The organism is Salinisphaera hydrothermalis C41B8, assembly GCF_000732535.1.
Lineage (GTDB): Bacteria > Pseudomonadota > Gammaproteobacteria > Nevskiales > Salinisphaeraceae > Salinisphaera > Salinisphaera hydrothermalis.
Window position 1 is genome coordinate 251,533 of record NZ_APNK01000002.1, and the last position, 25,579, is coordinate 277,111.

At 64.1% G+C, this 25,579-nt stretch carries 26 protein-coding genes and 1 tRNA gene; 14 read left to right on the top strand and 13 right to left on the bottom strand.

Annotated elements, in window-relative coordinates:
• Nucleotides 1-146 precede the first annotated feature (146 nt).
• Together C41B8_RS02680 and C41B8_RS02685 are read left to right on the top strand one after the other, a co-directional pair.
• Nucleotides 147-560 carry an acyl-CoA thioesterase gene (locus C41B8_RS02680; RefSeq protein ID WP_037333578.1) on the top strand — a complete coding sequence of 138 codons (414 nt, stop codon included), beginning with the start codon at nt 147-149 and terminating at the stop codon, nt 558-560.
• Nucleotides 557-1,414 carry an N-acetylmuramoyl-L-alanine amidase gene (locus tag C41B8_RS02685; RefSeq protein WP_232225977.1) on the top strand — a complete coding sequence of 286 codons (858 nt, stop codon included), beginning with the start codon at nt 557-559 and terminating at the stop codon, nt 1,412-1,414. Before C41B8_RS02680 ends, C41B8_RS02685 begins: the two co-directional genes overlap by 4 nt.
• A gap of 60 nt (nt 1,415-1,474) precedes the next feature.
• On the opposite strand, the gene C41B8_RS19270 is transcribed toward C41B8_RS02685, so the two are convergent.
• From C41B8_RS19270 to C41B8_RS02720, 7 genes are all read right to left on the bottom strand, one after another.
• The gene (locus C41B8_RS19270; protein WP_051882841.1) at nt 1,475-2,281 is read right to left on the bottom strand and encodes a hypothetical protein; all 807 of its coding nucleotides are present in this window, start codon (nt 2,279-2,281) and stop codon (nt 1,475-1,477) included.
• 82 nt (nt 2,282-2,363) lie between these two features.
• The gene (locus tag C41B8_RS02695; RefSeq protein WP_156962384.1) at nt 2,364-3,509 is read right to left on the bottom strand and encodes an FUSC family protein; all 1,146 of its coding nucleotides are present in this window, start codon (nt 3,507-3,509) and stop codon (nt 2,364-2,366) included.
• Nucleotides 3,502-4,665 carry a 5-(carboxyamino)imidazole ribonucleotide synthase gene (locus tag C41B8_RS02700; RefSeq protein WP_037333581.1) on the bottom strand — a complete coding sequence of 388 codons (1,164 nt, stop codon included), beginning with the start codon at nt 4,663-4,665 and terminating at the stop codon, nt 3,502-3,504. Before C41B8_RS02700 ends, C41B8_RS02695 begins: the two co-directional genes overlap by 8 nt.
• Nucleotides 4,662-5,153: a 5-(carboxyamino)imidazole ribonucleotide mutase gene (purE, locus tag C41B8_RS02705; protein ID WP_037333585.1), complete on the bottom strand. Its 492-nt coding sequence runs from the start codon at nt 5,151-5,153 to the stop codon at nt 4,662-4,664. Before purE ends, C41B8_RS02700 begins: the two co-directional genes overlap by 4 nt.
• A 90-nt stretch (nt 5,154-5,243) precedes the next feature.
• The gene (locus C41B8_RS02710) at nt 5,244-5,861 is read right to left on the bottom strand and encodes a TPM domain-containing protein (protein ID WP_037333587.1); all 618 of its coding nucleotides are present in this window, start codon (nt 5,859-5,861) and stop codon (nt 5,244-5,246) included.
• A 3-nt stretch (nt 5,862-5,864) separates the two neighbouring features.
• Nucleotides 5,865-6,671 (bottom strand): TPM domain-containing protein, encoded by an 807-nt coding sequence (locus C41B8_RS02715; protein WP_156962385.1) that lies wholly within the window; start codon nt 6,669-6,671, stop codon nt 5,865-5,867.
• The gene (locus tag C41B8_RS02720; protein ID WP_051882913.1) at nt 6,671-7,294 is read right to left on the bottom strand and encodes a LemA family protein; all 624 of its coding nucleotides are present in this window, start codon (nt 7,292-7,294) and stop codon (nt 6,671-6,673) included. Before C41B8_RS02720 ends, C41B8_RS02715 begins: the two co-directional genes overlap by 1 nt.
• Nucleotides 7,295-7,414: 120 nt before the next feature.
• Here C41B8_RS02720 and C41B8_RS19275 point away from each other — a divergent pair, with 120 nt between their 5' ends.
• Nucleotides 7,415-8,002, top strand: a complete 588-nt coding sequence (locus C41B8_RS19275; protein WP_051882842.1) for an SRPBCC family protein — start codon at nt 7,415-7,417, stop codon at nt 8,000-8,002.
• On the opposite strand, the gene C41B8_RS02730 is transcribed toward C41B8_RS19275, so the two are convergent.
• Both C41B8_RS02730 and C41B8_RS02735 read right to left on the bottom strand, forming a co-directional pair.
• Nucleotides 7,997-8,701, bottom strand: a complete 705-nt coding sequence (locus tag C41B8_RS02730; RefSeq protein WP_051882845.1) for a hypothetical protein — start codon at nt 8,699-8,701, stop codon at nt 7,997-7,999. The two genes, C41B8_RS19275 and C41B8_RS02730, sit on opposite strands and share 6 nt — an antisense overlap.
• Nucleotides 8,698-9,984: an MATE family efflux transporter gene (locus C41B8_RS02735; protein ID WP_051882915.1), complete on the bottom strand. Its 1,287-nt coding sequence runs from the start codon at nt 9,982-9,984 to the stop codon at nt 8,698-8,700. The genes C41B8_RS02730 and C41B8_RS02735 overlap by 4 nt, the downstream gene beginning before the upstream one ends.
• A 178-nt stretch (nt 9,985-10,162) precedes the next feature.
• Here C41B8_RS02735 and gph point away from each other — a divergent pair, with 178 nt between their 5' ends.
• From gph to C41B8_RS02775, 8 genes are all read left to right on the top strand, one after another.
• On the top strand, nt 10,163-10,858 hold the full coding sequence (gene gph / locus C41B8_RS02740; protein WP_051882846.1) for a phosphoglycolate phosphatase: 696 nt from the start codon (nt 10,163-10,165) through the stop codon (nt 10,856-10,858).
• Nucleotides 10,859-10,913: 55 nt separating this feature from the next.
• Complete coding sequence (locus tag C41B8_RS02745) at nt 10,914-11,903, top strand: XdhC family protein (protein WP_232225978.1); 990 nt, start codon at nt 10,914-10,916, stop codon at nt 11,901-11,903.
• 67 nt (nt 11,904-11,970) lie between these two features.
• Nucleotides 11,971-12,612 carry a nucleotidyltransferase family protein gene (locus C41B8_RS19280; protein WP_198025016.1) on the top strand — a complete coding sequence of 214 codons (642 nt, stop codon included), beginning with the start codon at nt 11,971-11,973 and terminating at the stop codon, nt 12,610-12,612.
• Between the two features lie 169 nt (nt 12,613-12,781).
• Nucleotides 12,782-13,453 carry a (2Fe-2S)-binding protein gene (locus C41B8_RS02755; RefSeq protein ID WP_037333910.1) on the top strand — a complete coding sequence of 224 codons (672 nt, stop codon included), beginning with the start codon at nt 12,782-12,784 and terminating at the stop codon, nt 13,451-13,453.
• 4 nt (nt 13,454-13,457) lie between these two features.
• The gene (locus tag C41B8_RS02760) at nt 13,458-14,441 is read left to right on the top strand and encodes an FAD binding domain-containing protein (RefSeq protein ID WP_037333592.1); all 984 of its coding nucleotides are present in this window, start codon (nt 13,458-13,460) and stop codon (nt 14,439-14,441) included.
• Nucleotides 14,442-14,463: 22 nt separating this feature from the next.
• The gene (locus C41B8_RS02765) at nt 14,464-16,665 is read left to right on the top strand and encodes a xanthine dehydrogenase family protein molybdopterin-binding subunit (protein ID WP_037333595.1); all 2,202 of its coding nucleotides are present in this window, start codon (nt 14,464-14,466) and stop codon (nt 16,663-16,665) included.
• A 140-nt stretch (nt 16,666-16,805) separates the two neighbouring features.
• Nucleotides 16,806-17,474 (top strand): response regulator transcription factor, encoded by a 669-nt coding sequence (locus C41B8_RS19285; protein ID WP_051882850.1) that lies wholly within the window; start codon nt 16,806-16,808, stop codon nt 17,472-17,474.
• Between the two features lie 146 nt (nt 17,475-17,620).
• Nucleotides 17,621-17,707, top strand: a tRNA-Leu gene (locus tag C41B8_RS02775).
• Nucleotides 17,708-17,778: 71 nt separating this feature from the next.
• On the opposite strand, the gene C41B8_RS02780 is transcribed toward C41B8_RS02775, so the two are convergent.
• Complete coding sequence (locus C41B8_RS02780) at nt 17,779-19,434, bottom strand: acetolactate synthase large subunit (protein WP_037333598.1); 1,656 nt, start codon at nt 19,432-19,434, stop codon at nt 17,779-17,781.
• Between the two features lie 144 nt (nt 19,435-19,578).
• Between C41B8_RS02780 and gloA the strand changes: the two genes are divergently transcribed.
• The 3 genes from gloA (at nt 19,579) to C41B8_RS02795 (ending at nt 21,926) form a co-directional block, all read left to right on the top strand.
• Nucleotides 19,579-20,091, top strand: coding sequence for a lactoylglutathione lyase (gene gloA / locus C41B8_RS02785; protein WP_037333599.1), 513 nt, complete (start codon nt 19,579-19,581; stop codon nt 20,089-20,091).
• Between the two features lie 144 nt (nt 20,092-20,235).
• On the top strand, nt 20,236-20,982 hold the full coding sequence (locus tag C41B8_RS02790) for an electron transfer flavoprotein subunit beta/FixA family protein (protein WP_037333602.1): 747 nt from the start codon (nt 20,236-20,238) through the stop codon (nt 20,980-20,982).
• A complete protein-coding gene (locus C41B8_RS02795) occupies nt 20,979-21,926 on the top strand; it encodes an electron transfer flavoprotein subunit alpha/FixB family protein (protein WP_037333605.1) in 948 nt (315 codons plus the stop codon). The genes C41B8_RS02790 and C41B8_RS02795 overlap by 4 nt, the downstream gene beginning before the upstream one ends.
• Nucleotides 21,927-21,947: 21 nt before the next feature.
• Here the strand turns inward: C41B8_RS02795 and C41B8_RS19290 are convergent, their stop codons facing one another.
• Genes C41B8_RS19290 through C41B8_RS19295 form a run of 3 tightly spaced genes read right to left on the bottom strand, consistent with a single transcriptional unit; the run spans nt 21,948 to nt 25,272 of the window.
• Entirely contained in the window at nt 21,948-22,601 is a 654-nt protein-coding gene (locus C41B8_RS19290) for a DUF2845 domain-containing protein (protein WP_332254097.1), read from the bottom strand.
• Entirely contained in the window at nt 22,582-23,364 is a 783-nt protein-coding gene (locus C41B8_RS02805) for a general secretion pathway protein GspB (protein ID WP_037333608.1), read from the bottom strand. Before C41B8_RS02805 ends, C41B8_RS19290 begins: the two co-directional genes overlap by 20 nt.
• Nucleotides 23,365-25,272: an ExeA family protein gene (locus C41B8_RS19295; RefSeq protein ID WP_051882854.1), complete on the bottom strand. Its 1,908-nt coding sequence runs from the start codon at nt 25,270-25,272 to the stop codon at nt 23,365-23,367.
• Between the last annotated feature and the right edge of the window lie 307 nt (nt 25,273-25,579).

Genomic DNA, 25,579 nt, shown 5'->3' on the forward strand with positions numbered 1-25,579 from the left:
CCCGGGCATTGTCGCAAATTGCGCCCGCCGCAATGGCCCGAGGCACCACACGCAGGTCGTCAGATCGCGCGTGGCCACGAACGTCCGATTTCCCCGGCTGCATGGCGTGCTTTTAGAATAGCGACATCTTCAGTCGAGACAACGCCATGAATTTTCATACCCGCAAATGGATCAAGCCGGAGGATCTGAATCCGAACGGCACGTTGTTCGGGGGCAGCCTGCTGCGCTGGATCGACGAAGAAGCGGCGATTTACGCGATTATCCAGCTCGAGAATCCGCGTATCGTCACGAAGTACATCTCGGAAATCAATTTCGTATCGACCGCCGTACAGTCCGACATCATCGAGCTCGGCATCATGGCGACCAAGTTCGGGCGGACCTCGCTGACCATGTGCTGCACGGTGCGCAACAAGATCAGCCGCAAATCCATTCTTACGATCGACGAAATGGTGTTCGTTTCGGTCGACGAAAACGGGCGCCCCAAACCCCACGGCAAGACCGAGATTCATTACGACGACAGTGATCGGCCTGATAGCGCCGGACCTGCAGCGCATTCGTGAAACGTCGCTCCGGCGTTATCCTGCGCCGCGCAGCCCTCGTCGGCGCGCTGGCCGGACTGGCCGCCCTTGCCGGCTGCGGCCCGCCGCCTACTCTGGTGAAACGCCACGGCTACTGGGCCGATCAGAGCGTGCAGGCCACGGCCTACAACCATCGTGTACGGTTTCTCGTGCTGCATTACACCAGCGATCATGCCGATCGGGCGCTGCGCGTACTCACCGGGCCACGCGTCAGCGTTCATTACCTGGTGGGCCCGGATCCGGCCACGCGAGATGGCCAACCGATCGTGCGACAACTACTGCCCGAAAGACTGCGCGCCTGGCATGCCGGCGTGAGCAGCTGGGCTGGACGTCACCATATCAACGACAGCTCGATCGGCATCGAGATCGTCAATCTCGGCCCGATCAACGCGCCCGGCACGCCGCGCCGCTGGCAGCCGTACGGCGATGCCCAGATCCGGGCCGTCATTGCGCTGGCCCGCGATATCGTCACCCGCTATGACATCAAACCGGCCAACGTGGTCGGCCACTCGGATATCGCGCCCGGCCGCAAGATCGACCCGGGGCCAGCTTTTCCCTGGCATCGACTCTACGAAGCCGGCATCGGCGCCTGGCCCAACCCGCAGCGCGTCGCGTATTACCGCGCCCAATTCATCCAGCAGAAGCCGGATGTCGGCGCGATCCAGCGCAAGCTCGCCGACTATGGCTATAACCTGCCGGTGACCGGGCAGATGGACGCCCGTACGCACACCGTACTCCGAGCCTTCCAGATGCACTTCCGGCCCACGACGGTCGACGGCGTCGCCGATGACGACACGCTCGCCCGCCTCTGGGCGCTCGATGAGCGCTATCGATAAAAAACGCCCGTGCCCCGATGGGCACGGGCGTTGTCTCGTCGTCGTTCGTACGATCGGCGCCTACATCGGCGGCACGGTGCCGTTCTTGCCAACGATCACGCGGCCGGCAGTGACCGGGCCGTTCGTTTTCGGGCCGGCGACGAACACGTGGGCGCCGGTCTTGATATCGGCACGGCTGCCCGGCTGGACCTTGACCGTCGGCACATCGCTGGGCACCACGATGGTTTTGCTGCCCTTGCCGTAATTCACCTGTAGCGTGATGCTGCCGCGGCTGGTGGACTGGTTCATGACCGTACCGTTGGTCATGCTCGACCCCGAACTCATCGAGCCGCCGGACTTCGCCGTCACGCTACCATTGGTCATGCTGGAACCGCCCGACATCGAACCATCGGACTTGGCGGTAACCGTGCCGTTGGTCATGCTCGAGCCAGCGGTCATGGAACCGCCACCGTTGGCGGTCTGGCTCGCGGAATGGCCGCCCTGAGCCATCGAGGGCGACAGGTCCCAGCCGTAATCGCCCAGGCCGGTGCCCTTCATCGACGCCGGGAAGATGACCATTTCCAGTGCCTGATTCTGGCCGTCGCGCTTGACGTTGGCCGTACCGATGAACGTGCCCTTCTCGATGCTCGACAGATCGCCCGGCGTGACCGCCGCGATCTTGGTTTCGGAGGACAGCACGATCCGACGCTTGGTGTCGTCGTTCGTGATCATGGTGAAGCCATTTTTGTTCACGGCCGTGATCTTGCCACGCAGATGCACCGTGGCATCGGCCGCCATCGCTGGCAGGGCAACGACGGCGCCGGCCAGCGCCAGCGCGCAGGTGACGGCAACGCGGGTGCGGGTTGTGTTTGTAATCCCGTGTTTCATTATTATGCGCCTCGCTATTAAGTTGTGCACAAGCAACATATCAGAATGCGATGGCATTCGTGCGAATAGCCGAGACTCCAGCTTACTTCAATTCGATGGTCGCGAGCTCGAGCGCCAGTTGTCGCGACTGTTCGCTCAGGCGCTGGGCCAGCCAGTACGATCCCTGCATGTCGTAGGCCAGTCGGGCATCGGGATTCGGCCCCGGCGTGCGGCCGACCTCATGACGCGCAAGTGCGTGCAGTTTGCGTGTGTCGCCCGAACGCAGCGCTCGCGCGCTGGCCAGCAGCATTCGCCGCATGGCCGAGCGGCGGGCGGTAAGAAGCTCGTGCGTCGCGCCCCATTGCGGGCTGCCTTCGCGCTGGGTCGCCGCCGTGGCCAGCATTTCCAGGCCGCTCAGAATCGACCGATGCAAACGCTGGATTTCCTCCAGTCGCTCGGCCGGCACACCGAGTTCCTTCGACACCGGATCAATCAGCGAGCGCAGCGCGACGAGCCGGCGCGAGAGTTTCGCGAAAATAGTGACCTGTTCCCGCGCGCTCATGGCCGAGCCGATCATCAGCCGTGGATACAGACGCGCGCATTCACGAAGGTTCTCGGCCAGGCGGAAACGCCAGTCGTAGGTCGCATACAAGGGAAAAGCAAACGAGAACACCAGCGCCACCAGCGTACCGATGCCGACGTTGGCCGCACGCCACAGGCCGATATCGAGCGCGTTGTCGCCGTGGCCGCCGACGATCACCAGCGTAATGCCGGTCAACAAGGCAATATAGCCGGCCTTGCCGACCGCGTAATACGCACAGATGCCGGCCAGGATCGAAGTCAGGACATAGGTCAGCGCGGTGATGCCCAGCACGCTGTGCTGAGCGATAAGACACAGCCCGAGCACGGCACCGATACCGGTCGCCACGCCGCGTTCGAATGCTTTCTTTCGGATATTGCCGTGGTGCTGCAGCCCACCGATCACCACCAGCAACGTGATCGACGCCCAGAACCCGTAAGGCACGCCGAGCCCGGTGGTCAGCCCGATCGAGGCGCCCATGGCGACCGCCACGCGCAACGCATGCAGATAACGCGCGTTGCGATAGCGGAAATACGGCGAGCGCGCCAGATGCCCGAAATACCCCAGCCAGCTGCGATGGCCGAGGCGGCGTGTCAGCCGGTTGTGTCGACGCCGCGCGAAGCGCCGCCGTCGGCGCTTTTCAAGAAACGGAAGGTGCCGCTCAGCCACCCGACCGCACGAGCCGATCGCGAGCCGCCACCGCGCGCCGCGCTGCGTCCTCGCGATCTTCGCCAAACACCGTCATGTGCCCCATCTTGCGGCCCGGGCGCGCGTCGCCCTTGCCGTAGAGATGCAGCTTGAGCGAGGGGTCGGCCAGCGCCGCCGTCCAGTCCGGCGCGCCGTTGTGCCAGAGATCGCCGAGCAGGTTGACCATGGCCGAGGGCGCCAGCCGCGTGGTGTCGCCGAGCGGCAGACCGCAGACGCTGCGCAGCTGCTGCTCGAACTGGCTGGTCACGCAGGCGTCGAAGGAAAAATGCCCCGAGTTGTGGGGCCGCGGCGCCAGTTCGTTGACGCGCAGCGTACCGTCGTGGCCAAGAAAGAACTCGACACACAGTACGCCGACGACGTCCAGCGCCTCGAGTACGCCACGAGCGATGCGGATGGCCTCGTCGGCCACGGCCGGATCGACGACGGCATCCGGAATCGACACATCGAGAATATGATCGCGATGGCGGTTCTCGACCACGCCGTAGTGCGCGAACGCGCCGTCGGCCCCGCGCGCCGCGATCACCGAAACTTCGCTTTCGAAATCCACAAAGCCCTCGAGCACGGCCTCGCCCTGCCCGATCGCCGCCCAGGCCGTATCGGCCTCTTGCGGCGACTTGATCACGTACTGGCCCTTGCCGTCATAGCCAAAACCGGCTGTTTTCAGCACGCAGGGCGTGCCCAGGCGCTCGATGGCACCAGTCAGCGTTTCCCGGTCCGGTACGTGTTCAAAAGGCGCGGTTGGGAAACCGGCCTCGTGCAGAAAATCCTTCTCGCGCCGGCGATGCTGGGCGATATGGAGCACACGCCCGTCGGGCCGGACCGGTACATGCTCGGCCGCCGTGGCCGCGGCCTCGAACGGCACGTTCTCGAACTCGAAGGTCACCACATCCACGCGCGAGGCGAATTCCGCGACCGCATCGAGATCCTGATAGTCGCCCACGGCCTCGCGGTCGGCGACCTGCCCCATCGGGGTGTCATCGCCCGGAGAAAAGGTATGCACGCGGTAGCCCATGCGGCGCGCCGACAAGGCGAACATGCGGCCCAGCTGGCCACTGCCCAGAACCCCGATGGTCGAGCCCGGCAGGATGGTCGAACGAAAGCTCTTGGCCTGCGTCATGACAATGTCTCGTTTTTTACCTTGTCCGCCTGCGCCGCGCGGAACTCGGCCAGCGCCCGGCGTAGCGGCTCGCGCGTGGTCGCGAGCTGAGCGACGGCGAATAGCGCGGCGTTCTTGGCTCCGGAATCGCCGATGGCAAAAGTAGCGGTGGGCACGCCGCCCGGCATCTGCACGATCGACAGCAACGAATCGATGCCCTGTAGCGCACGGCTTTTCACCGGCACGCCGAGCACGGGCACCAGCGTCTGGGCGGCCACCATGCCGGGCAGATGAGCGGCGCCACCGGCCCCCGCGATGATCACCTCCAGCCCACGTTCTTCCGCGGTGGTGGCGTATTCACGCATCAGATCCGGCGTGCGATGGGCCGATACCACACGGCACTCGTGCGGAACCTGGAAACGCTCGAGCATCTCGTGCGCATGGCTCATGGTGTCCCAATCGGACGTGCTGCCCATGATCACACCGACGAGCGGTTTGTCTTCGGCCATCGTGCCCCCTGCGGGTCGCAGAAAAGCGGTCTAGTTTACCAACAACCAGGCGGTGTGTTTCGCCCTACGACCAATGAGGGAACGCCGGCCTTATTCGAGTACGACGAGCCGGTTCGGCAGCTCGTTGCGTTCGTGCGTGGCCGGCACGGCTTCGGCGAGTCGCGCGCCGCAGGCTTCCACGCATTCGACGAAACCCGCCTCGGTCTCTCCGGCTGCGACCCGCGCGGTGAAGCGTTCGATGATCGCCGACCAGGCGGCGTTGTCGATGCGCTCCGCCACACCGTGGTCGGTGAGAATCTCGACATAGCGCTCGGCCTCGGCCACGAAGATAAGTACGCCGGTGGCCGCGGCCGTCCGATGCAGGTTCTGCTCCAGGAACTGGCTGCGTGCGAGCGCTGCCGCGCGTGCATACCGCAGTCCTTTCGGGACCAGGCGCGGCGTGACGGCCGGCAGCTGGAAGATCACGCCGAGTACAACGAACACACCCCACTGCAAAAGCAGCAGCGTCCGCACGTCGAACCAGGCCGGGAAGAAGATCACGAGCCCCGGCAGCATCAGCGCCACGAGCGCGGCCCAGAACAATCCGATCCAGCGGTATTCATCCGCCTGCTGCGCAAGCACAGTCACCACTTCGGCATCGGTATCGCGTTCGATCCGGGTGACCGCGTCGGCCACCGCCTGGCGCGCTCGTTCGTTGAAAACCGTCATGGTCTACCAGCCTCCCGAGGCGCCGCCGCCTCCGAAACTGCCGCCGCCGCCGGAGAACCCTCCGCCGCCAAGGCCGCCGCCACCGAATCCACCGGAGCCGCCGCCGAAACCGCCGCCCATGGGGATGAACCAGGGAAAGAAACCCCGGCGCCGTCGACGCCCGCCGCGACCACCACCGCCCCCGCCGCCGAACAGCGCGATAATGGCGATCATCAGCACGAAGAACATCAACGTATGCCCCAGCGTCGGGCGGTTATCGTCGCGCTGATGTTGCTGGATACTTTTCGAGGCCTGGGCCACCAGCTCGGACGGCGGTTTACCGCCCAGCAGCTGTACGAGCGCCGCTGTGCCCTGCAACACGCCGGCATCGTAATCGCCTTTCTTGAAGGCCGGCTCGATCACCTGATGAATGATCACCGACGACTTGGCATCGGTGAGCTGCCCTTCCAGTCCGTAGCCGACCTCGATGCGAATCTTGTGCTCCTTCTTGGCGATGATGAGCAACGCGCCGTTATTCTGCTTCTTCTGCCCGATGCCCCAGGCGCGCCCCAGCTGATAGCCATAGGTCTCGATCGAGTCGCCGCCGAGATCCGGCAGCGTCACCACCACGAGCTGATCGCCATTGGCCTGTTCCAGCGCCGCCAGCATGCGGGTCAGGCGGGACGTCGCGGCCGGCGACAGCATGTGGGCGTCGTCCACCACGCGACCGGTAAGCTTGGGAAAATCCGGCTTGGCGCTAGCCGCGATGGCCGTCGCGACCAACAGCAGCGCGACCAGCGCGACGAACGTCCGGCGCAGGCCGGCCCGCATCAGAACGACACCTTGGGCGCCTGTTCCGCGTTCGGCGCGGACGCCTTGAAATTGGCGTGCGGTTTCATGTCGCTATACAACAGCCAGTGCCAGATCCGGCCCGGGAAGGTCACCAGATCGGTGTTGTACTTCTGTACCGCCTGAATATAGTCCCGCCGGGCCACGGCGATCCGGTTCTCGGTGCCTTCGAGCTGCGACTGCAGCGCCAGGAAATTCTGGTTGGATTTTAGATCCGGATAGCGCTCCGAGACCGCCAGCAGCCGACCGAGCGCGCCCGACAAATGATCCTGCGCCGACAAATAACGCTTGAGCTTGTCGGGATTGTCGATCGTGCTGGCGTCGACCTGGATCGACGTGGCCTTGGCGCGCGCCTGGGTCACGGCCGTCAACGTCTCGCGCTCCTGCTTGGCGTAGCCCTTCACGGTCGATACCAGATTCGGAATCAGATCGGCCCGGCGCTGGTATTCGTTCTGCACCTGTGCCCAGGCCGCCTTCACCGCCTGATTATCGCGCGGAATGGTATTGACCCCACAGCCAGCCAGGAGCCCCACGAGAGCCAGAACCAGGAGCCAGCGCAGGCTCGCCAGGCGAGGCGCGGAAAACACGGGAGACGAAGCGGTCATCGAGATCGGCGATGGATGGGCCATGCGCCGATAGTAAAGGTAACGCTGCCGGCGCGTCAGGAACCTTTGGCGTGTGCAGCGTTCCCAAACACATCCGCATAGCGCCGAATGGGAGACGAAATGACGGCACGAGTACTGACAACGCTGTTGCTGAGCTTCGCCGTGGGCACCGCTGTCGCTGCCAACGGATCGGCGACCGGTTCGAAATCGGCGCCGACGTTAACCGTCAATGACAGTGTGACGATTGGCGCCGCGCCGGACATCGTCTGGTCCACGGTGCGCGACTACGATGCCCCCAGCGTCTGGGACCCGTCCATTACGAGCACCACGCTCACGCACGGCAAGAACAACAGCCCGGGCGCACGCCGACACATGACCACCGATGAGGGTGCCACCATCGACGACACGCTCACGGCCTGGAATGCCCACAAGCGCGAGTTCGCGACGCGCACGATTCACCCGGCGCTGCCGGTCCGTCATTATCGCCAGCGCATTCGCGTGGAACCGACCCGGTCCGGCACCCGGCTACTCTGGCAGGCCAGCTTCCAGGCCGCGCCGGACACTGATCCGGCGAAAGCGCGCAAGGCCGTTAAACACCGGATTCATCGCGCGCTGATCCACGTCAAGCATATGCTCGGTACCAACAACAACCCGTCCGCGGCGCCATCCGCTCCGTCCGACAAGACGGCCGACAATTCCGGGCTATAGCGACAGCTGAGGATTCATCGGCTCGTGGGTAAACGGGGTGGCCTTGGCGAGCGCCATCCAGTGGCGCGTTTCCAGCGCGTAGTCACCAATCGGCGCGGTGCGCGCGATCCGAAAGCCGGCCTCGGCTGACACCAGGCCGACCCCGTAGTCGGCGGGGATCTCGTCCGGATCGGCAATGCCGTCGGCGATCACCAGATAAATGGCGGCGGCCAGCTCACGATAGCGCTCGATCTTGCCACCTCGAAGTTCACCCAGCAGATCGGCGCGCTTGACCTTGATTTCATGAACCTGCGGCGCGAGATGATCAGCGCGCAGCCCGCGCACCAGCGAAAACACATCCGGTTTGCAGGAACGCCATCGACCCTCGTGCTCGGTACGGACCGACAGTTCGGTGAATACCAGCCGCCCCGCGGCCGCCAGGCGGGCCGCCACCGCTTCGGTGGCCCGACTATGCGCATCGCGCGCCGCTCGATTGCGCTTCAAGCCGTCGCCGAGCGCCCCCCGGCCGGCATCCGTGAGCGCGAGGCAGCTCGCGGCATCGTCGTCTCCCCGTTCAATGACGAGCCCCCAGCGCAGCAGATCGATATCGATATTGTCGTGGCACGCCCAGCCCTGCGAACGCCAGTAATGGCGCAAGCGCGTGGCATGGGCGCGCGGTAGTGGCGCCGGTGGGGCGTCGTTGACCGCTGGCGCACTCATGACCGGCGCTGCCCTTCGTCGTCCACGCCCGCAAGACTGGCGCGAAAGATCAGCCAGGCCATGACGCCGGCGAGAATATTACCGGCCAGCGCGCCCAGTGCCGTGGTCGTCATGCTGCCGGCAAACACGCCGGCCGCCACACACGGCAGATAGCACACGAACAACCGCGCGAACGAAATCAGCATCGCACGCACCGGCCAGCCGAGCGCGTTCGAGGCCGAGACCACGATCATGCAGATGCCCAGCAGCGCATAGCTCGGCAGCATGAATCGGATCAGCTGGGTCAGATCGTGTTGCACGGTCGGATTGCCGGCCAGCGCCCCGGCCACCCAGGGTGCGGCGATCGCCATCGCGATACCGAACACAAGCTGCCAGATCAGCACTGCCTGAAAAGCGATATGCGTCAACGCGCGGATGCGCGGCCAGTTGTTGGCACCATAACAATGACCCAGCCACGGCGGCAGCGACATGGTCAGCCCCAGCACCACCATCAACGACATGGTCTCGAGCCGGCTCTGCAGGCCCCAGGCCGCCACCGCGGGATCGCCCAGCGTGGCCACCAGGCCGGTCGCCGTCATTGCGGCCAACGGCGGCATGAGCTGGCTGATCATGGCCGGGCCGGCGATGGTCGCAAACGGCCGCGTCGAGCGCCGCGCTTCCGCCCCCAGGCCGGATAGCGACAGCCAATCCTGGTCGGACAGCCGCCACACCAGAATCACCAGCCCGATGAGAAACGCGATGATCGTGGCGATCGCCGCCCCCGGCAGGCCGAAGCCGCCGATCGGCCCCCAGCCAAAGATCATCAACGGATCGAGGGCCAGATTGCACAGACTGGTAAGCACCATGAGCATGCCGGGCAAGCGCGTTTTATTGTGCGCACGAAACAACGTGTAGCCGAAATAAAGCAGCGCTGATAGCCAGTTGGCGACCAATTGCAGCGCCCAGTACGGCGTGATCCGCTTCAGGTTTTCGGCGCTCGCACCCAGCTGCGCGAAGATCAGGCCGTGCGCGAACCAGAGGACGATCGCTACAACGCCAACCGTCACACTCCCGCCGATCAGCACCAGCGAGCCGAGGCGCCGGGATCGCTCGATGTCGTTCGCGCCGATGGTGCGCGAAATCAGGGCGGCGATAGCGATACCCAGACCGACCTGGATGCCGATCATGAGAAACGTCACCGGGAAGGTGAACGATTGCGCCGCCAGCGGCCCCGTGCCGAGGCGCGCCACGAAGGCCGCATCAACCAGCTGGAAGCCCAGCAGCGACAGCACGCCGATGGCCATCGGCCAGGTCTGCGAGAACAACTGACGCCGCAACGACCACAGGCTGGCGTAGGCGGAGGTTTCCGACACGCGGGCCTCAGGAAAGAGAAAAGATTGCGCGTCATTCTACGCCAAGCACGCGAACCCGGTGCCATGCGGCTACACTGTCGGCCTTTATTCGAGCCCGGAAGTCCCGACCATGACCGAGCCCGCCGCGCGGGCCGAGGCCCGCTGGCCTCGCGCCGTGATCTTCGACCTGGACGGCACGCTAATCGACAGCGCGCCCGATATCGCAGCCGCTGTCAACGCGACGCTGGCCGAACACGGCATCGAGATCGATGCGGCCACCGCCCGGCACCATCTCGGCGACGGCGCCCGTAAACTCATCGAGCGCGTGCTTGCCGCCCACCAAGTCGATGCCGATCACGACAAGCTCGAGCGCCTGACCGCGGTATTCACCGAGCGCTATCAAGCCGTGCCCTGTCGCGACAGCGTGGTTTTCGACGGGGCCTGCGATGCGCTGAGCGCTTTACAGGCGAGCGACGTGAAACTGGCCGTGTGCACCAACAAGCCGCAGGCGATCGCCGATCGCGTGGTGGCGCATCTCGGGCTCGACCACTATATCGACGTCGTCGTGGGGGCCGGTGCGTACGCACTCAAACCCGATCCGGCGCCGCTCTACGCCTGCCTCGAAGCGCTGGATTGTGACGCCGATGCCGCGGTTTATGTGGGCGACATGGCCGTGGACCGCCAGGCCGGCCATGCCGCCGGGCTACCTGTCGTCCTGGCTGAATTCGGCTATGCGGCGGGCCCGGTAGCCGACTTGGGCGCGGATGGCGTCATCAGTCATTGGCGCGGCCTCGACGCGGCGGTCGCCGCGCTGCGCAGCCATTGAATTAGCCGGCGTGCAAGTGTAAATAGCCCCGATTACCCTCGTACGCGATATGGTTTTGCGCGACTCCGCATTCGCCGTTGACGATTGGCCAGCCTGGCCGACCTACGGGCTGTCCGACGATCTGCTGCCCGCGCTACGCCACTGGGCGCAGCACGACGATGTCGCAGCCATTGCCACGCTGGTTCATATCAGCGGCTCGTCGCCGCGCCCGCTGGGCAGCGAAATGGCGATCAGCGCACGCGGCAACGTCGCTGGCTATGTCTCGGGCGGCTGCGTCGAAGGCACGGTCGCGGTCCAGGCCGAGTCGGTGCTGGCCGATGGCCGACCCAAATTACTGGATTACGGCGCTGGCAGCCCGGTACTCGACGTGCAGCTGACCTGCGGCGGGCGCATCGGCATTTTCCTGCGGCGCATCGGTGATCTGGCGCAATGCGTGGCCCAACACGACAATGCGCGCCGCGAACGGGCCGAGCTGTTCGTCGACATCGACTTCGATAGCGGCGATGCCGTCGCACACCGCGAGCCCAAGCCTCGCGCCGAGGGCCAAGGCTTTCGCCAGCACTATCCGCCGCCTACACGCCTGATGCTGGTCGGCGGCGATCCGGTCACGCTCGCGATTGGTGAACTGGCCACCCTGATGGGCGTCGAAGTCGGCCTGATTCGGCCCTATGGACCGAGCGCGCCCCCGCCGGGCATGGCCCTGTGCCACTACGACACCCGCGCGCTGGCCAGCGCCCTCCCCGATCTGCCGCTGGATGCCTGGACGGCCGTCTATAGCCTCACGCACGACATGACCGACGATCAGAGCGTGATTAGCCATGCCCTGCGTTCCCCGGCTTTTCGGGTCGGCGTGCTGGGCAGCCGGCGCAAGGCCGAGCAGCGGCGCGTGGATCTGCACGCGGATGGTTTCGACGATGCCGACCTCGCGCGGCTCGACATGCCGGCCGGGCTGGACATCGGTGCGACCGGCCCGCGCGAGATCGCGCTCTCGATCCTCGCGGAGATCACCGCTCATCGACCCCGCGCCCGCCCGGTCGCGTTTTGATCGTGCACTCGTCGCCATCCGGGCGAGCGACATCGCTCCTCGCCGTGCTGGAGAACCGGTGCGAAGGTTGCTGCCGCCGCAAGCGCCAGCGTTTCACCGCGTTCACGGGCGCGCCCCATTGACCACAATCGTGCTCGCCGCCGGCCGCTCGCGCCGATTTGGCTGGGCCAACAAGCTATTGGCGCCCGTTAACGGCCGGCCCCTGATCGCGGTGACGCTGGCAAATGTGCTGGCGGCCACGCGCGGTCCCGTGGTGCTGGTGGTCGATCATCAAGCTCGAGCACTGCGTGCGGCACTTGTGCGTCACGGTCTTCTCGACCGGCGCCTTCACATCGTCTACGAGCCGGGCCTGCGACGTGACATGAGCCGGTCGCGTACGCGAGGCGTCGCGGCCGCGCCCCGTCTTTCAACTTCGTTGCAGATTCATCTAGCCGACGTACCGGGCATCGACGCCCGAACAGTGGGCCGAATGCGTCGCGCGATTCAGGCCGGCGCGGCGGCGGCGCGCCCCTGGCACGCCGCCTGTCCCGGCCACCCCGTACGTTTTCGGATCGATCGGGCGCTGGGTCCGGAACCCACCACCCATCGCGATCCGCAGACGTACCTCAAAAAGCTCCCCGCCGACGCTTGGAGCGAAATCGCCGGCTCTCGGGCATGCGTCAACGATATTGATCGACGGCAAATGCTACGCAATATTATTTACGAATAGATCGCATCAAAAAATTTTCGCGTACCAAAATGTCCGTAATACTGACGTTTTATTGCCTATAAACCGCGCTTGATAGCGCGGTCGATATTGACGATTACCCGTCCCGTACGAATGGTTGGTCATCGAGCCAGATGCCGGCGCCTCACGGCTCGGCCACGGAGGGAGCCTCATGACCGACGATTCCGATTCGACGCAAAGCCAAGACACGACGTCGTCACCCGATACGGCGGCCCCGTATTCGCCGTCGCGTCGACGCTTCATCAAGAACATAGGGCTGTCGGGACTGGCCGCGGGTGCGGCCAGCACCGGGTTCGGCAATGCCGTGGCCGCCGAGACAGCGGATGCAGCCACCCACGGGCCGGCCGCCGGTACTCAGCGCGTGAGCTTCAAGATCAACGGCGAGCCAACTCAGCTGGATGTCACGCCGAATACCGTGCTGCTGGATGCCATCCGCCACAACCTCGGCATGCCCGGCACCAAGAAAGGCTGCGATCACGGTCAGTGCGGCGCCTGCAACGTCCACGTCAACGGCACGGTGATCAATTCCTGTCTGAGTCTGGCCGTAATGCACGACGGCGACGAAATCACCACGGTCGAGGGTCTGGGCGACGCGGACAATCTCGGCGCGCTTCAACGGGCATTCCTCGAGCACGACGGCTACCAGTGCGGTTATTGCACGGCCGGCCAGATGATGACCGCTTGCTACATCCTCGCCGACAAGCGCATCGGCACGTCCGATCGGGACGTCCGGGATGCCATGAGCGGCAACATCTGTCGTTGTGGTGCCTACAAGAACATCGTGGCGGCCATCCAGGACGCCCGCGGCAAGGTGTCGGGGTAGCGATATGCGAGATTTCTCCTACGACCGCGCCGATAATGTCGGTGCTGCCATCAAGTCCCATGTTTCGGGCGCCGATTCGGCCTATATCGCGGGCGGGACGACCCTGCTCGATCTGGCCAAGCTGGAAGTGATGCGCCCCGGCCATATCGTGGATGTTCGCCGGACCGGCCTCGACCGGATCGAGCGCCTCGACGATGGCCGCCTGTGCATCGGCACGAACGTCACCAATACCGACCTCGCCTACCACGAGGACGTCACGACGCATCACAAGCTGCTGTCCGAGGCCTTGTTGTCGGGCGCGTCCACTTCGATCCGCAACAAGGCCACCACCGGCGGCAACGTGATGCAGCGTTGTCGTTGCTCGTACTTCCGCGACAATGTCTCGCCCTGCAACAAGCGGGATCCCGGATCGGGCTGTGCCGCCATCGACGGCCACAGCCGCAGCGTTTATGCCGTGCTCGGTACGTCGAAGCAGTGCATCGTCGCGCACCCGTCCGATATGTGCGTGGCCATGGCAGCCATTGGCGCAACGGTGAGCGTGGCGGGCCCGAACGGCAAACGCGACATCGATTTTGGCGATTTCCATCTCCTGCCCGGCGATACGCCGTGGAGGGAGCATGCGCTCGCGTCCGATGAGATGATCACCCATGTCACGCTCGATGCCCCGATCGACGGCGCCAAGTCGCACTACCTGAAGCTGCGTGACCGGGCGTCGTATCAGTTCGCGCTGGCATCGTCGGGCGTGATCGTTGCGACCGAGGGCGGTGTGATCCGGCATGCGCGTATCGCGCTCGGCGGCGTCGGCACCAAGCCCTGGCGGGCCGAGCGCGCCGAACGGTATCTGGTCGGCAAACCGGCCACCGCCGACAACTTCGGCCATGCCGCGAACATGGCCTTGGCCGAAGCCCGACCGACCGAGGATAACGCCTTCAAGATCCCACTCGGGCGCCAGGCCATCGTCCGCAGCTTGACCACGGTCACCGCCTAGAGGCCGAGGAGCGCATATCTCAATGAGTACCGATATCATCGGCGCGGCCAAGCCGCGCATCGACGGCACCGCGAAACTGTCCGGGTCGGCGCCCTATGCCGCCGACCACTATCCCGCGAATCTGGCCTATGCCTACGGCGTGTTCTCCACTATCGCGGCCGGGGAGATTACGTCGATCGACGTTTCGCGGGCGAAAAAAATGCCGGGCGTGATCGAAATCTTTCACCACGACAACTTCCCGAACCTGCATCGCACACCGTCGAGCTTCGTCCAGCAGAACAAGGTCGACGAAACCCGGCTGCCGTTCGAGGATAATCATGTTTACTACGGCGGCCAGTTCGTGGCCCTCGTGGTCGCCGATACCTTCGAAAATGCGCGCGACGCCGCATATCACGTTGACGTGGCCTATCGCGCCAAAAAGCCGGTCACGAGTCTGGCCCAGGCGCTGGCGCAAGGCGAGCCCAAGCCAGCCGACAACAAGAAGCACGAGCGTGGCGACCCCGATACGGCGTATTCCGGCGCGGCACACAAGATCGAAGCGACCTACACCACGCCGATCGAAACCCACAACCCGATGGAGATGCATGCCACCACCGCGCACTGGCACGACGGTCATCTGACGTTCTACGAAGCCAGCCAGGGCGTGGTGTTCGCCAAGCACACGATGGCAGCGATCTTCGGCATCAATCCGGCCCGGATCGATGCCCGCGCGCCGTACATCGGCTCCGGCTTCGGCAGCAAACTATGGATCTGGCCGCATGCAGTAGCCTGTGCCGCCGCCGCCCGCGAACTCGACCGGCCGGTGCAACTCGTCGTCCCGCGCCAGCAGATGTTCACGACCACGGGCCATCGCGCAGCGACCCAACAGAAGATCCGCCTGGCCACCGACGACGATGGCAAACTGGTATCGATCAGCCACGACTCGATCAATACCACCTCTTTCGTCAACCGCTACGTCGAGAGCTGCGGCAGCTGCACCAAGAGCCTGTATGGCTGCGACAATGTTCGCATTACCGAATCCACGGTACAGGTGAACCACGGCACGCCCACCTCGATGCGGGCGCCGGGCGCCGCCCAAGGACTGTTCGCGCTGGAATCGGCCATCGACGAAATGGCCGAACAGATCGGCATGGATCCGCTGGAATTCCGGCGTCGGAACTATACGGATCGTGACGGCAGCAAGGATCTGCCATTCTCCAGCGTCCACCTGCTGGAAGCCTACGACAAGGCCGCCGACAAGTTCCGCTGGTCGAAGCGGAATCCGAAGATCGGGTCCATGATGCGCGGCCCGGAAATCCTCGGCTGGGGCATGGCGGCCTGCAACTGGGAAGCGATGAAACGGGACTGCGACGCACGCGTGTCCCTGCGGGCCGACGGCACCGCCTTCGCCTCCTGCGCCACTCAGGATATCGGCACCGGCACGTACACCATCGTGGCGCAGACCGTGGCCAGCCTGACCGGCTTGCCGCTGGAGCGCATCGAGGTCGAACTCGGCAACAGCTCGTATCCAAAGGGCCCGTTATCCGGCGGATCGTGGGCGACCGCAACCGCCCTGCCCGCGATTCACAATGCCACCGCCAAGGCGATCGACGCGCTCAAACAGCATGCGGTGGAAGAAGACGGCGTGCTCGCCGGCCGCGACGCCGGTCAGCTTGAATTCGTGAACGGCAAACTGCACGGCAACGGCCGGTCGTTCAGTTTCGCCGACGTGCTCAAGGCCAGAAAAATCGGCGAGGCATTCGGCGAAGCGCACACGAATGCTGCCAGCGGCGATGAGTACTCATTCCGCTCGTTCGGCGCTCATTTCGTGGAGATCGGCTGGGACCCGGGCATTTCGCGCTTGCGCGTGCATCGCGTGGTCAGCGCCATCGACGTCGGCCAGATCGTCAACGCCAAGACCGCCGCGAACCAAGTGGAAGGCGCGATCGACATGGGTATTGGCATGGCGCTGTTCGAGCAGACCGAGTACGACCACCGTACGGGCATGCCGATCAACAACAACTATGCCGAATATCTGGTGCCGACCCATCTCGACCAGCCCGAGTCTGTTGATGTAATCCTGCTCGATCACCCCGACACGAAATTCAACGAACTCGGCGTTCGCGGCATCGGCGAAATCGGTATCACCGGCATGGCCGCCGCAGTCGCCAACGCGGTCTACCATGCCACGGGCAAACGAGTCCGCGATCTGCCGATACGAATCGAGGATCTAATCCAGACCTGAGCCACACCAACGGCCCGGATTCAAGGCGGCCTACGGGTCGTCTTTTTTTTCCCTCCCGAGTAAACCTTGCCGCTAAATCATTGTCATAGCGCTGGGATGCGGTACCCCCGCCGATAGACAACAGACTCGGGATCCCGGCAATGCATGTATTGATCATCGAAGACGATATCCCTCTTGCCACCCAGATCGGGGACACGATCGAAGCCGCCGGCGACGAGCCGGACTACGCCGACGACGAAGGGCTCGCGCTTCGCTTATGCAAAATGAATCGGTACGACATCGTCGTGCTCGACAGCGCCATGCCCGGCTGCGGCGTGGATGCGTTCTGCCAGCGGCTGGTCGAGGCCGCCGGGCGCCGTACACCTGTTCTGGCGCTCGCGGCAGGTTCGCTACAGCCCTGCGAGCCCGAAACCTGTGGCCCGCATGCATTTGCTCTGCGCACAACCGAGCCGCGAGAACTGCATCAACAACTCAAGACCCTGCTCACTGAATATGGACGCGGGCTTTCACAACTCACCGCCGGTGAGCTGCATATGGATTTGGAAGCCCACAGTGTCTACTGCGGCCAAGTGCCCGTCGAACTCGCGCCGATCAGCTTCCGTATTCTCGAGCTGCTCGTCCGAGCCTGCCCCGGCGTGGTCACGCGTGCCCAGATCGAAAAACAGATATGGAACGACAACCCGCCGGAATCCGACGCGGCGCTGCGCGGACATATCCATCGACTGCGTCAGCTGCTTGAACGCCCCACCGCCCGCCAGATGATCCGCACCGTGCACGGTGTCGGATACCAGCTCGACGCAGCACACTAATTTCAACAAGTTAGCGTCGATCTCCAGATTCTACTTTTAAAGCAATTTCGATCTCCTGCTGTGCCTGTAAAGGCTATGCCGTGGCACAGCAGGGTGAACATTGATAGCTGGGCGACGGCGTCTGGATCGGTTAGAATGCGCCGCACGCCGCCGTGGTGGAATTGGTAGACACGCTAGGTTTAGGTCCTAGTAGCCGAAAGGCTGTGGGGGTTCAAGTCCCTCCGGCGGCACCATCCTGAAATTGCGCCCGCTCCGTTTTTCGAGCCGGGCGCTTTCGCCCCCGGCCCTATTGCTGTCGTCCGGCCTAACCTCCCTCGCCGTCGAGGATGGCGTCCGGCACGGCGTGTATGTCGTTCAGCGCGGCATTGGCTTGATAGTCGATCGGGCAGTCGACCAACACGACACCGCCGATCTCAAAGGCGTGTTCCAGGACGTCGGACAGCGTGTTGTCTTCACTGTGGCGCAGCCCGGTTGCCCCGTAGGCACGGGCATAGTCGACGAAATCCGGATTGCCGAACGTCATACCGAAATCGGCGAAGCCGTCACCGGCCTGCTTCCAGCGGATGAAGCCGAAACCGTTGTCGCGCAGCAACAGCACGACCAAGTCGAGGCCGAGCCGTACCGCGGTTTCCATGTCCTGGCTATTCATCATGAAACCGCCGTCGCCACAGATCGCCATAACGCGTCGGTCCGGGTGCACCATCTTGGCCGACATCGCCGCCGCCAATCCCGCGCCCATGCTAGCCAGAGCGTTGTCGAGCAAGACGGTGTTGTTGCTGTAGGCCGGGTACATCCGCGCGAACCAGATCTTGTAGATCCCGTTATCGAGGCTGATGATGTCGTGCCGGCCCATGACGCTGCGCACCTGCTGAACCACGCGCTGCGGGCGCGGCGGATAGCTATATTCCGAAGCGCTGACGTGCAGTTGTTCGGCGACATAGTCGTGCAGACGCGTCATGCGCGGATTATCGAAGCGTACGCCTTCCAGCCGCTGCCCGAGCGCCTTCAGCGTATTCGATATATCGCCGATCACCTCGTGCGCGGGACTGTAGTATTCGTCCGGATCCGCCGGCACGAAATCAATGTGCAGGATGGTCTTGTCCTTGCCCTCGTTCCAGACCGAGGGCGGATACTCGACCACGTCATAACCGAGCGTGATGACGAGATCGGCCTCATCGATCGCCGTATGCACGTAGTCGTGCTTGTGGATGCCCATGCCGAACAGGCTCTGCGGATGGTCGTCCGGCACCACACCCTTGCCCATCTGCGTACCGATCGCATACAGCGCGAGTTCTTCGCACAGGCGCGTCAGTTGCTCGGTAATACGCTTGCGGTTGGCGCCGGCCGAGTAGATGATTACCGGCTGCTCGGCGTCGCGAATCATGCGCGCGGCCACGTCCAGCGCCTGTTCGTCGGCGTTCGGCCGACGCAACGTCACCCGCTTTTGAGGACGCGCGGGCTCGATCGCCTCGCTGGCAATGTCTTCCGGTAGTTCCAAATGCACGGCGCCCGGCCGTTCGGCCTCGGCGACCTTGAACGCATGGCGGATACTGCGCGGAATCACGCCGCTGTCGGTCAGTGAACTGTTCCACTTGGTGACCGGGCGGAACGTATCCACCACATCGATCAATTGAAACTTGCCCTGTCGATTATCCCGGATGGCCTTCTGGCCGGTAATGGCCAGCAACGGCATGCCGCCGAGCTGGGCATAGGCAATGCCCGTCAACAGATTGGTTGCGCCCGGGCCGAGCGTCGAGAGACACACACCGGCACGGCCGGTAAGACGGCCGTAGGTGGCCGCCATGAAAGCCGCATGTTGCTCGTGCCGCGTGACCACGAGCTGGATACGGCTGCCACGCAGCGATTCGATGAGGTCGAGGTTTTCCTCGCCGGGCACACCGAACACATATTCGACGCCCTCTTCCTCGAGACATCGAACGAAAAGATCGGACGCTTTCAAGAGCCGCTCCTGAGCTTGGGTCGATTGGACTCGATCGATTCTATACAACATTGAATCGAACGCGACCCGATGTGGCCGGCCGTGCTTTCTCAGACGCGCCGGGCTGATGCATAGTATGCGCACAATCCAAGTCGGAACTGACACATGGCTTTCAATACCGAGAACGGCCCGGGCGTACACGAGCAGGTACCGGGCGAAACCCAAGGGTTCGTGTTCAACCATACGATGATCCGCGTGGTCGATCCGGAAGCGTCACTCGCGTTCTATACCAAGGTATTCGGCATGCGCCTGCTGCGTACCAGCGAAAACCCGAACGGGGAATTCACGCTGTACTTCCTCGCCACCACGGAAGGCGATGATGTCCCCGAAGACGACAGCGAGCGCGCCAAATACGTGGGTCGCCGTGAAGGCGTGCTGGAACTGACCCATAACTGGGGCACGGAAAAGGATCCGAACGCCCGCTACCACGACGGTAACTCCGAGCCGCAGGGTTTCGGCCATATCTGCTTCACCGTCCCGGACCTGCAGGCCGCCTGCGACTGGATGGATAAGAATAACGTCGAGTTCAAGAAGCGCCCCGAAGACGGTCGCATGCACCATATTGCGTTCGTGAAGGATCCCGACGGCTACTGGATCGAGCTCGTCGAACACGGCTAATCGAGCCGCTATCCAGCGCACTCGAAGAGCGGGCCGCGGGCCCGCTCTTTGGCTTGCGTCTCCCCCGGATACGCAGCGGCCGCCTCCTGTACCCTAGGGCGCCGTTCGGCCGGCTCCGGCCTGGTTCATGCAACGACACTTGTTATGAAAGTATTGGTGACCATCAAGCGCGCGATCGATTACAACGTGCATATCCGCATCGCCGACGACGGCTCCGGCGTGATCACGGACGGCGTGAAGCACAGCGTCAATCCGTTCGACGAAATCGCGCTGGAACAGGCGATCCGTTGGAAGGAAGCCGGCACGGTCGATGAGGTGGTGGCCGTAAGCATCGGCAACGCGGCCTGTGCCGAGCAGTTGCGCACGGCCCTGGCCTTCGGCTGCGACCGCGCGATCCGCGTAGCGCACGAGGAAGCGGTTTCGCCGTTGACCGCCGCGCGTACCTTCTCGGCGCTGGTCGAAAGCGAAGCGCCCGACGTTATCCTGATGGGTAAACAGTCGATCGACGACGATAACGGGCAGACGGGCCAGATGACCGCCGCCCTGCTCGGCTGGCCCCAGGCAACGTACGCTTCCACAATCGAAATCAACGAGACATCGGCGCGCGTGACCCGAGAGGTCGATGACGGCCTGGAGACGCTCGATATCGACTTGCCGGCCGTGATTACCGCGGATCTGCGCCTCAACGAACCGCGCTATCTCAAACTACCGAACATCATGAAGGCGAAGAAGAAGCCGATCGAGGAATCCAGCCTTGAGGCGCTGGGGGTCGAGGCCGACACGTCGTTGCGCGTCACGCATACGGCCGCACCCGCCCCGCGCAAGCCGGGTGTCATGGTCGATTCGCCGGAAGCGCTGGTAAGCGAACTCAAGAACAAGGGCCTGCTATGAGCACGATTCTGATCATCGCCGACCATCGTGACGGCCAGCTGAGTACCGCCACGCGCAAGACCGTGCGCTGTGCGGCCGATTTCGACGCCGATGCCATCGATATCCTCGTGCTCGCCGAGGACGGCGCGGAAGTCGCCGCCCAGGCCGCCCGGCTGAGCGGCGTACGCCGTGTTCGCTATGTCAATCACCCGACCCATGCCCACCCGATGGCGGCCACGGCCGCGCCGCAGATCGTCGCGGCCGTGAAAGCTGGGGATTACAGCCATGTCCTGGGCTCGAACAGCAGTTTTGGCAAGGACGTGATGCCGCGCGTAGCCGCCCTGCTGGGCGTGGCCATGGTCACCGATCTGATGCACGTCACCGGCGCCTATGAGTTTCAGCGGCCGACCTATGCGGGTAACGCCGTCGATACCATCGTCGCGCCCGCCGACCGCATCCTGGTCGCCACGGCCCGCGGCGCGTCGTTCGAGCCCGCCGCAGAAGACGGCGATGCCGAACTCGAAGCCTTGTCGCTGGATGTCGAACTGCCGACGCACACGCGCTTCGTCAGCACCGATACGCATACGAGTGAACGCCCCGACCTCGGGACCGCGCCGCGTGTGGTCACTGGCGGTCGCGGCGTGGGGAGCGAAGAAAATTTTCGCGTGATCTACGACTTCGCCGATCACATCGGCGCGGCGGTCGGCGCTTCACGGGCGGCGGTCGATGCGGGCTACGTGCCGAACGATATGCAGGTCGGCCAAACCGGCAAGATCATCGCCCCGGAGCTATATATCTGCTTCGGTATTTCCGGCGCCATCCAGCATCTGGCCGGCATCAAGGACGCGGGCACGATCGTGGCGGTCAACAAGGACGAGGACGCGCCGATCTTTGAAATCGCGGATTACGGGCTGGTCGGCGATCTGTTCGAGGTGATCCCGGCGCTGACCCGGGCCATCGGCTGATCCGACCTCGCGCGCCTTCATTCAGCGCCGATCGAAGCCGCGTCCCAGCGTCTGGACCGATACAACACGCGCGTTTTCCAGGGTGACCTCGCGCAACAGGCGATTGGCGCCAAAGTTGTAGATCCAGCGCTCGCGATAGACGGCATGGCCGCCATGGCGCAGAAAATAGCGCTGTACGCCGTCGTCGTACACGGTCGAGTACACATAGCCACCGCTACGCTGGACCGGCTCGCCACAGAACTGGATCAGACGGTACTTGGATAGGCCGGGCGCGATGGATGTCGGTTCGCAGCTGCCGCTGGGCGGCGGCGTGCCGGCACGAAAGCCGTAACCGGCCGTGCGGATCGCGATGACCTTGCCCTCGCGAAAGACGATCTGGTTCATCAGACGCTGCGGCCCGTGGTTATAGGTCCATTCCATCATTGGCGGCACGCCGCTCGATGGCGCATTACCCCACCAGGGATCGCGAAAACTTGGCTCGCCACAGGCACGGAGCACGCTGACGACCGGGTCCCCGTCGGTGACCAGCCGTCCGTCGCAGCGAAGCGAATCGGCCTGCGCGACGCCGGAGAGTGCCGTTGCGGCCAGAACGAAGAGAACAATTCTGCTCAGGCGGCCCGGCATCGCCCGACGCGCCCGAGGGAAGATGGCCCCGCTAACCCGGTCCCGGCACATGGTAGCGCTGCCCGTGGTAGCGCAGGGTCGCCCCGTTCGGGCCGATACTTTCGACCGCCGGGCCGGCCGCAAGGCGCTCGCCTTCGTGATACCGCCGACCGTTGACCAGAATGAAACTGCGTCCGGGCACGGTGCTATACAGCTGGCCGTTGATCTCGACCGACGGTACGTCGCTCATATCCGCCTGATCGGGCACATTCGCGTCACCCGAGCCCTGGCTCTCCCCACTCGTGTGCGCCACGCGTCCCGCGGCGGCCTCCTGACTGCCCGCGCCTGTGAGCGGAGTCTTCGAATACGTCACATGCCCGTTCGAACTGGCGCCGTTCGCGCTACTCGCGTCCGCGACTTGGGCATTTTTCCGCTCCGCCACGGCAGGTGGCGCCGTCGCTGCACTGACAGCAGGCGTCTGCGCTGGCGAGCTTTTCGTGGGCCCGCTGGCGGGCGCTGCGCCGTTAGCGGTTTCGCTCGCCGACCTGTTCGCCACGGAAAAATCGGGCGTCGATGACGTATCGACCTGCGTTAACGATTGTGCCGCAGCCATCGGTACGGCCGGCGCCGAGGTCGCCGGGCGCGGCCGCCAGACATAAATCGCCAGCGCCACGTTGCTCGCGACCAGCAGGGCGACCAACCAGATCAGCGGACCATTTGCGCGCGATCCGGATGCAACCGGCATGCTGTCGACCGACAACGCGTTCGCGCTTTGTGCCTGACGCGTGAACCGCTCGCGCTCGGCTTTCTTCAAGGCATCGACGAGATAAGACACTTACTTCTTTTCCGAAGGCTTGACCGGTGTCAGCGACGGCGCGCCAGGTGACGGCACCGCACCGTTAAGCATCATCTGAGTCCGCGGACCGGCGATGCCGTCGGGCTTGAGGTTGTGGGATTTCTGGAAGGCCTTGAGTCGCTTCCCAAGCGCGTCGTCGTACACCGGCGAAGGCTTGCCTACCTGATTGTCGGGGTTTTTGCCGTCGATCTGCATCAAGCGCTTGCGCAACCAGACGACAGCATTGCCCACCGACCCCGGCTGAATCAGCGCCACGCCGGCGTCCGAGCGCCAGACCACCTCGAACCGCCCGGTCCATAGTTTGAGCAGGCGGTCGCGATCCACATCGCGCGTACCGTCGCCACCCACCAGCGTGACCGTACCGTCCTTGTTCACCCCACTCAGGAGTACGGTCTGGTGATGATTCTTCTCATTGAGAATCAGCAAGGCCGGACGGTTATAACGTCGTACCGTCGCGAAATCGCCGGTGTCGTCCAGACAACGCAAATCGCCGACATGCAGATCGGAGCAGCCGCTACGGATCTGCGCACCGAATACGCCCCAAAGCCGTAGCACCTGGTTAATGTCGGCATTGCCCTTGGGCAGCGTGAACGTGTCTTTCTTCGGACTCTGCTTGTCCTTAGATTGGTCTTTCGACTGGTTCTTGTCGGATTTCTTGCTCGGGTCGTCCGACTTGGCGCCTGCATCCGACTTGGGATCATGACTCGTTTTGTCGGCGTCTTTCACGTCCGGCTTGCTGCCGCTCTTCTGGGCGTCTGCCGGATCCGGGTCTTTAGCGTCCTTGTTCTTATCCGTGTCCTGAGCTTGGGCGGTCGCCGTAGGCGCGTTGGCCTTCGAATCGCTGGCGGCACTGTCCTTCTTCGACGCCTCTGTTGCCGTCTTGGTTTGGCTGTCCTTGCCGCTATCGTCGGCCTGCGCGACCTGATCTCCGCTGGCCTTCGCACCGCGAATCCATTCGGCGGCGTTCGTCAAGGGGATATCCGGCAACCATGCCAGCCCTACGACGATACCGATCAATGCAATAGCCCCGGTGGGCACCGCGAAGCGCCACCAGCGCGAACGCACCCGGCGCGGCCGCGCCGGCAAGGTTTCCATCGCCGCCCGCAGCACGGTCCACGGCCCGACATAGGCACGACCGTGGGCGTATGTGCCCATCAGCGCACGCTCGCAGACCATGTTGATCAAGCGCGGCACCCCACGAGTCAGCGCGCATAACATGACGATCGCCGAACGGGAAAACAGATGCTGCGGGCCGCCCGCACGCGCCAGGCGATGTTGGACATAAGCACGTGTCTCGGCAACGCCCAACGGCTGCAACCGGAAACGTGCCGTGATCCGTTGCGCCAGCTGGCGCAGGTCGTGACGCGCGAGTACGCCCTCGAGCTCTGGCTGGCCGACCAGGATCACGCGCAGAAGCTTATCCTTGTGCGTCTCCAGATTGGTGAGCAAACGCAGCTGTTCCAGCACCTCGCGCGACAGATTCTGTGCTTCGTCGATAATCAACACAGTCCGGCGGTTGGCGGCATGCGCCTCGAGCAGATGCTGGTTCAAGCGATCGACGAGCGCCTTGAGCGTCGTGTCGCGCTCGGCGTCGTAGCTCACGCCCAGCTCGTCGCAGATCGTGCCCACGAATTCGGTCACGCCAAGATGCGGGTTCCAGCAGAGCGCGACATCGAGATTGGGCGTATCGTTCGCCACGACGGCACGGATCAACGTCGTCTTGCCAGTGCCGACTTCGCCGATGAGCGCCACGAAACCACCGTGTTCCCCGGCGCCGTAAAGCAGGTGGCCGAGCGCTTCGCGATGACTGCGGCTGAGATAAAGAAAGGACGGATCCGGTGTAACCGCGAACGGGTAACTATCGAAGCCGAAGTACTCGAGGTACATCTTTAACGATTCCAGGGCCGGGCCCGCGCCGGATGACGTCGGGCCGAGCCGGCACCGCGCGTATTACTCGCTGACACACCTGGCCCCGCCCATGCGCCCATACGGCGGCGCGGCCGCGGCGATGCACTGGCGCCCACTAAGCCGACGGCCGGCGTTGTCAGTCGTTCATTGCCCATAAGCAAACCGTTCTTCCGCCCTCGCGGCCGCTCGAGTACAAGCGCCTGGCTCGACCGCGCCCATGAATTCGGGTAATTGTCACGGCCTCGTAGCAGACGATGCTCTAGTCTACCCCGCGCAAGATCAAGTA

Excerpts from the sequence above, each read along its gene's own strand:
- C41B8_RS02680 (WP_037333578.1), top strand. The coding sequence starts at position 147 with ATGAATTTTCATACCCGCAAATGGATCAAGCCGGAGGATCTGAATCCG.
- C41B8_RS19270 (WP_051882841.1), bottom strand. The coding sequence starts at position 2,281 with ATGAAACACGGGATTACAAACACAACCCGCACCCGCGTTGCCGTCACC.
- C41B8_RS02700 (WP_037333581.1), bottom strand. The coding sequence starts at position 4,665 with ATGACGCAGGCCAAGAGCTTTCGTTCGACCATCCTGCCGGGCTCGACC.
- purE (WP_037333585.1), bottom strand. The coding sequence starts at position 5,153 with ATGGCCGAAGACAAACCGCTCGTCGGTGTGATCATGGGCAGCACGTCC.
- C41B8_RS02710 (WP_037333587.1), bottom strand. The coding sequence starts at position 5,861 with ATGACGGTTTTCAACGAACGAGCGCGCCAGGCGGTGGCCGACGCGGTC.
- C41B8_RS02715 (WP_156962385.1), bottom strand. The coding sequence starts at position 6,671 with ATGCGGGCCGGCCTGCGCCGGACGTTCGTCGCGCTGGTCGCGCTGCTG.
- C41B8_RS02720 (WP_051882913.1), bottom strand. The coding sequence starts at position 7,294 with ATGACCGCTTCGTCTCCCGTGTTTTCCGCGCCTCGCCTGGCGAGCCTG.
- C41B8_RS19275 (WP_051882842.1), top strand. The coding sequence starts at position 7,415 with ATGACGGCACGAGTACTGACAACGCTGTTGCTGAGCTTCGCCGTGGGC.
- C41B8_RS02730 (WP_051882845.1), bottom strand. The coding sequence starts at position 8,701 with ATGAGTGCGCCAGCGGTCAACGACGCCCCACCGGCGCCACTACCGCGC.
- C41B8_RS02735 (WP_051882915.1), bottom strand. The coding sequence starts at position 9,984 with ATGGCCATCGGCGTGCTGTCGCTGCTGGGCTTCCAGCTGGTTGATGCG.
- gph (WP_051882846.1), top strand. The coding sequence starts at position 10,163 with ATGACCGAGCCCGCCGCGCGGGCCGAGGCCCGCTGGCCTCGCGCCGTG.
- C41B8_RS02755 (WP_037333910.1), top strand. The coding sequence starts at position 12,782 with ATGACCGACGATTCCGATTCGACGCAAAGCCAAGACACGACGTCGTCA.
- C41B8_RS02760 (WP_037333592.1), top strand. The coding sequence starts at position 13,458 with ATGCGAGATTTCTCCTACGACCGCGCCGATAATGTCGGTGCTGCCATC.
- C41B8_RS02765 (WP_037333595.1), top strand. The coding sequence starts at position 14,464 with ATGAGTACCGATATCATCGGCGCGGCCAAGCCGCGCATCGACGGCACC.
- C41B8_RS19285 (WP_051882850.1), top strand. The coding sequence starts at position 16,806 with ATGCATGTATTGATCATCGAAGACGATATCCCTCTTGCCACCCAGATC.
- gloA (WP_037333599.1), top strand. The coding sequence starts at position 19,579 with ATGGCTTTCAATACCGAGAACGGCCCGGGCGTACACGAGCAGGTACCG.
- C41B8_RS02790 (WP_037333602.1), top strand. The coding sequence starts at position 20,236 with ATGAAAGTATTGGTGACCATCAAGCGCGCGATCGATTACAACGTGCAT.
- C41B8_RS02795 (WP_037333605.1), top strand. The coding sequence starts at position 20,979 with ATGAGCACGATTCTGATCATCGCCGACCATCGTGACGGCCAGCTGAGT.
- C41B8_RS19290 (WP_332254097.1), bottom strand. The coding sequence starts at position 22,601 with ATGTGCCGGGACCGGGTTAGCGGGGCCATCTTCCCTCGGGCGCGTCGG.
- C41B8_RS19295 (WP_051882854.1), bottom strand. The coding sequence starts at position 25,272 with ATGTACCTCGAGTACTTCGGCTTCGATAGTTACCCGTTCGCGGTTACA.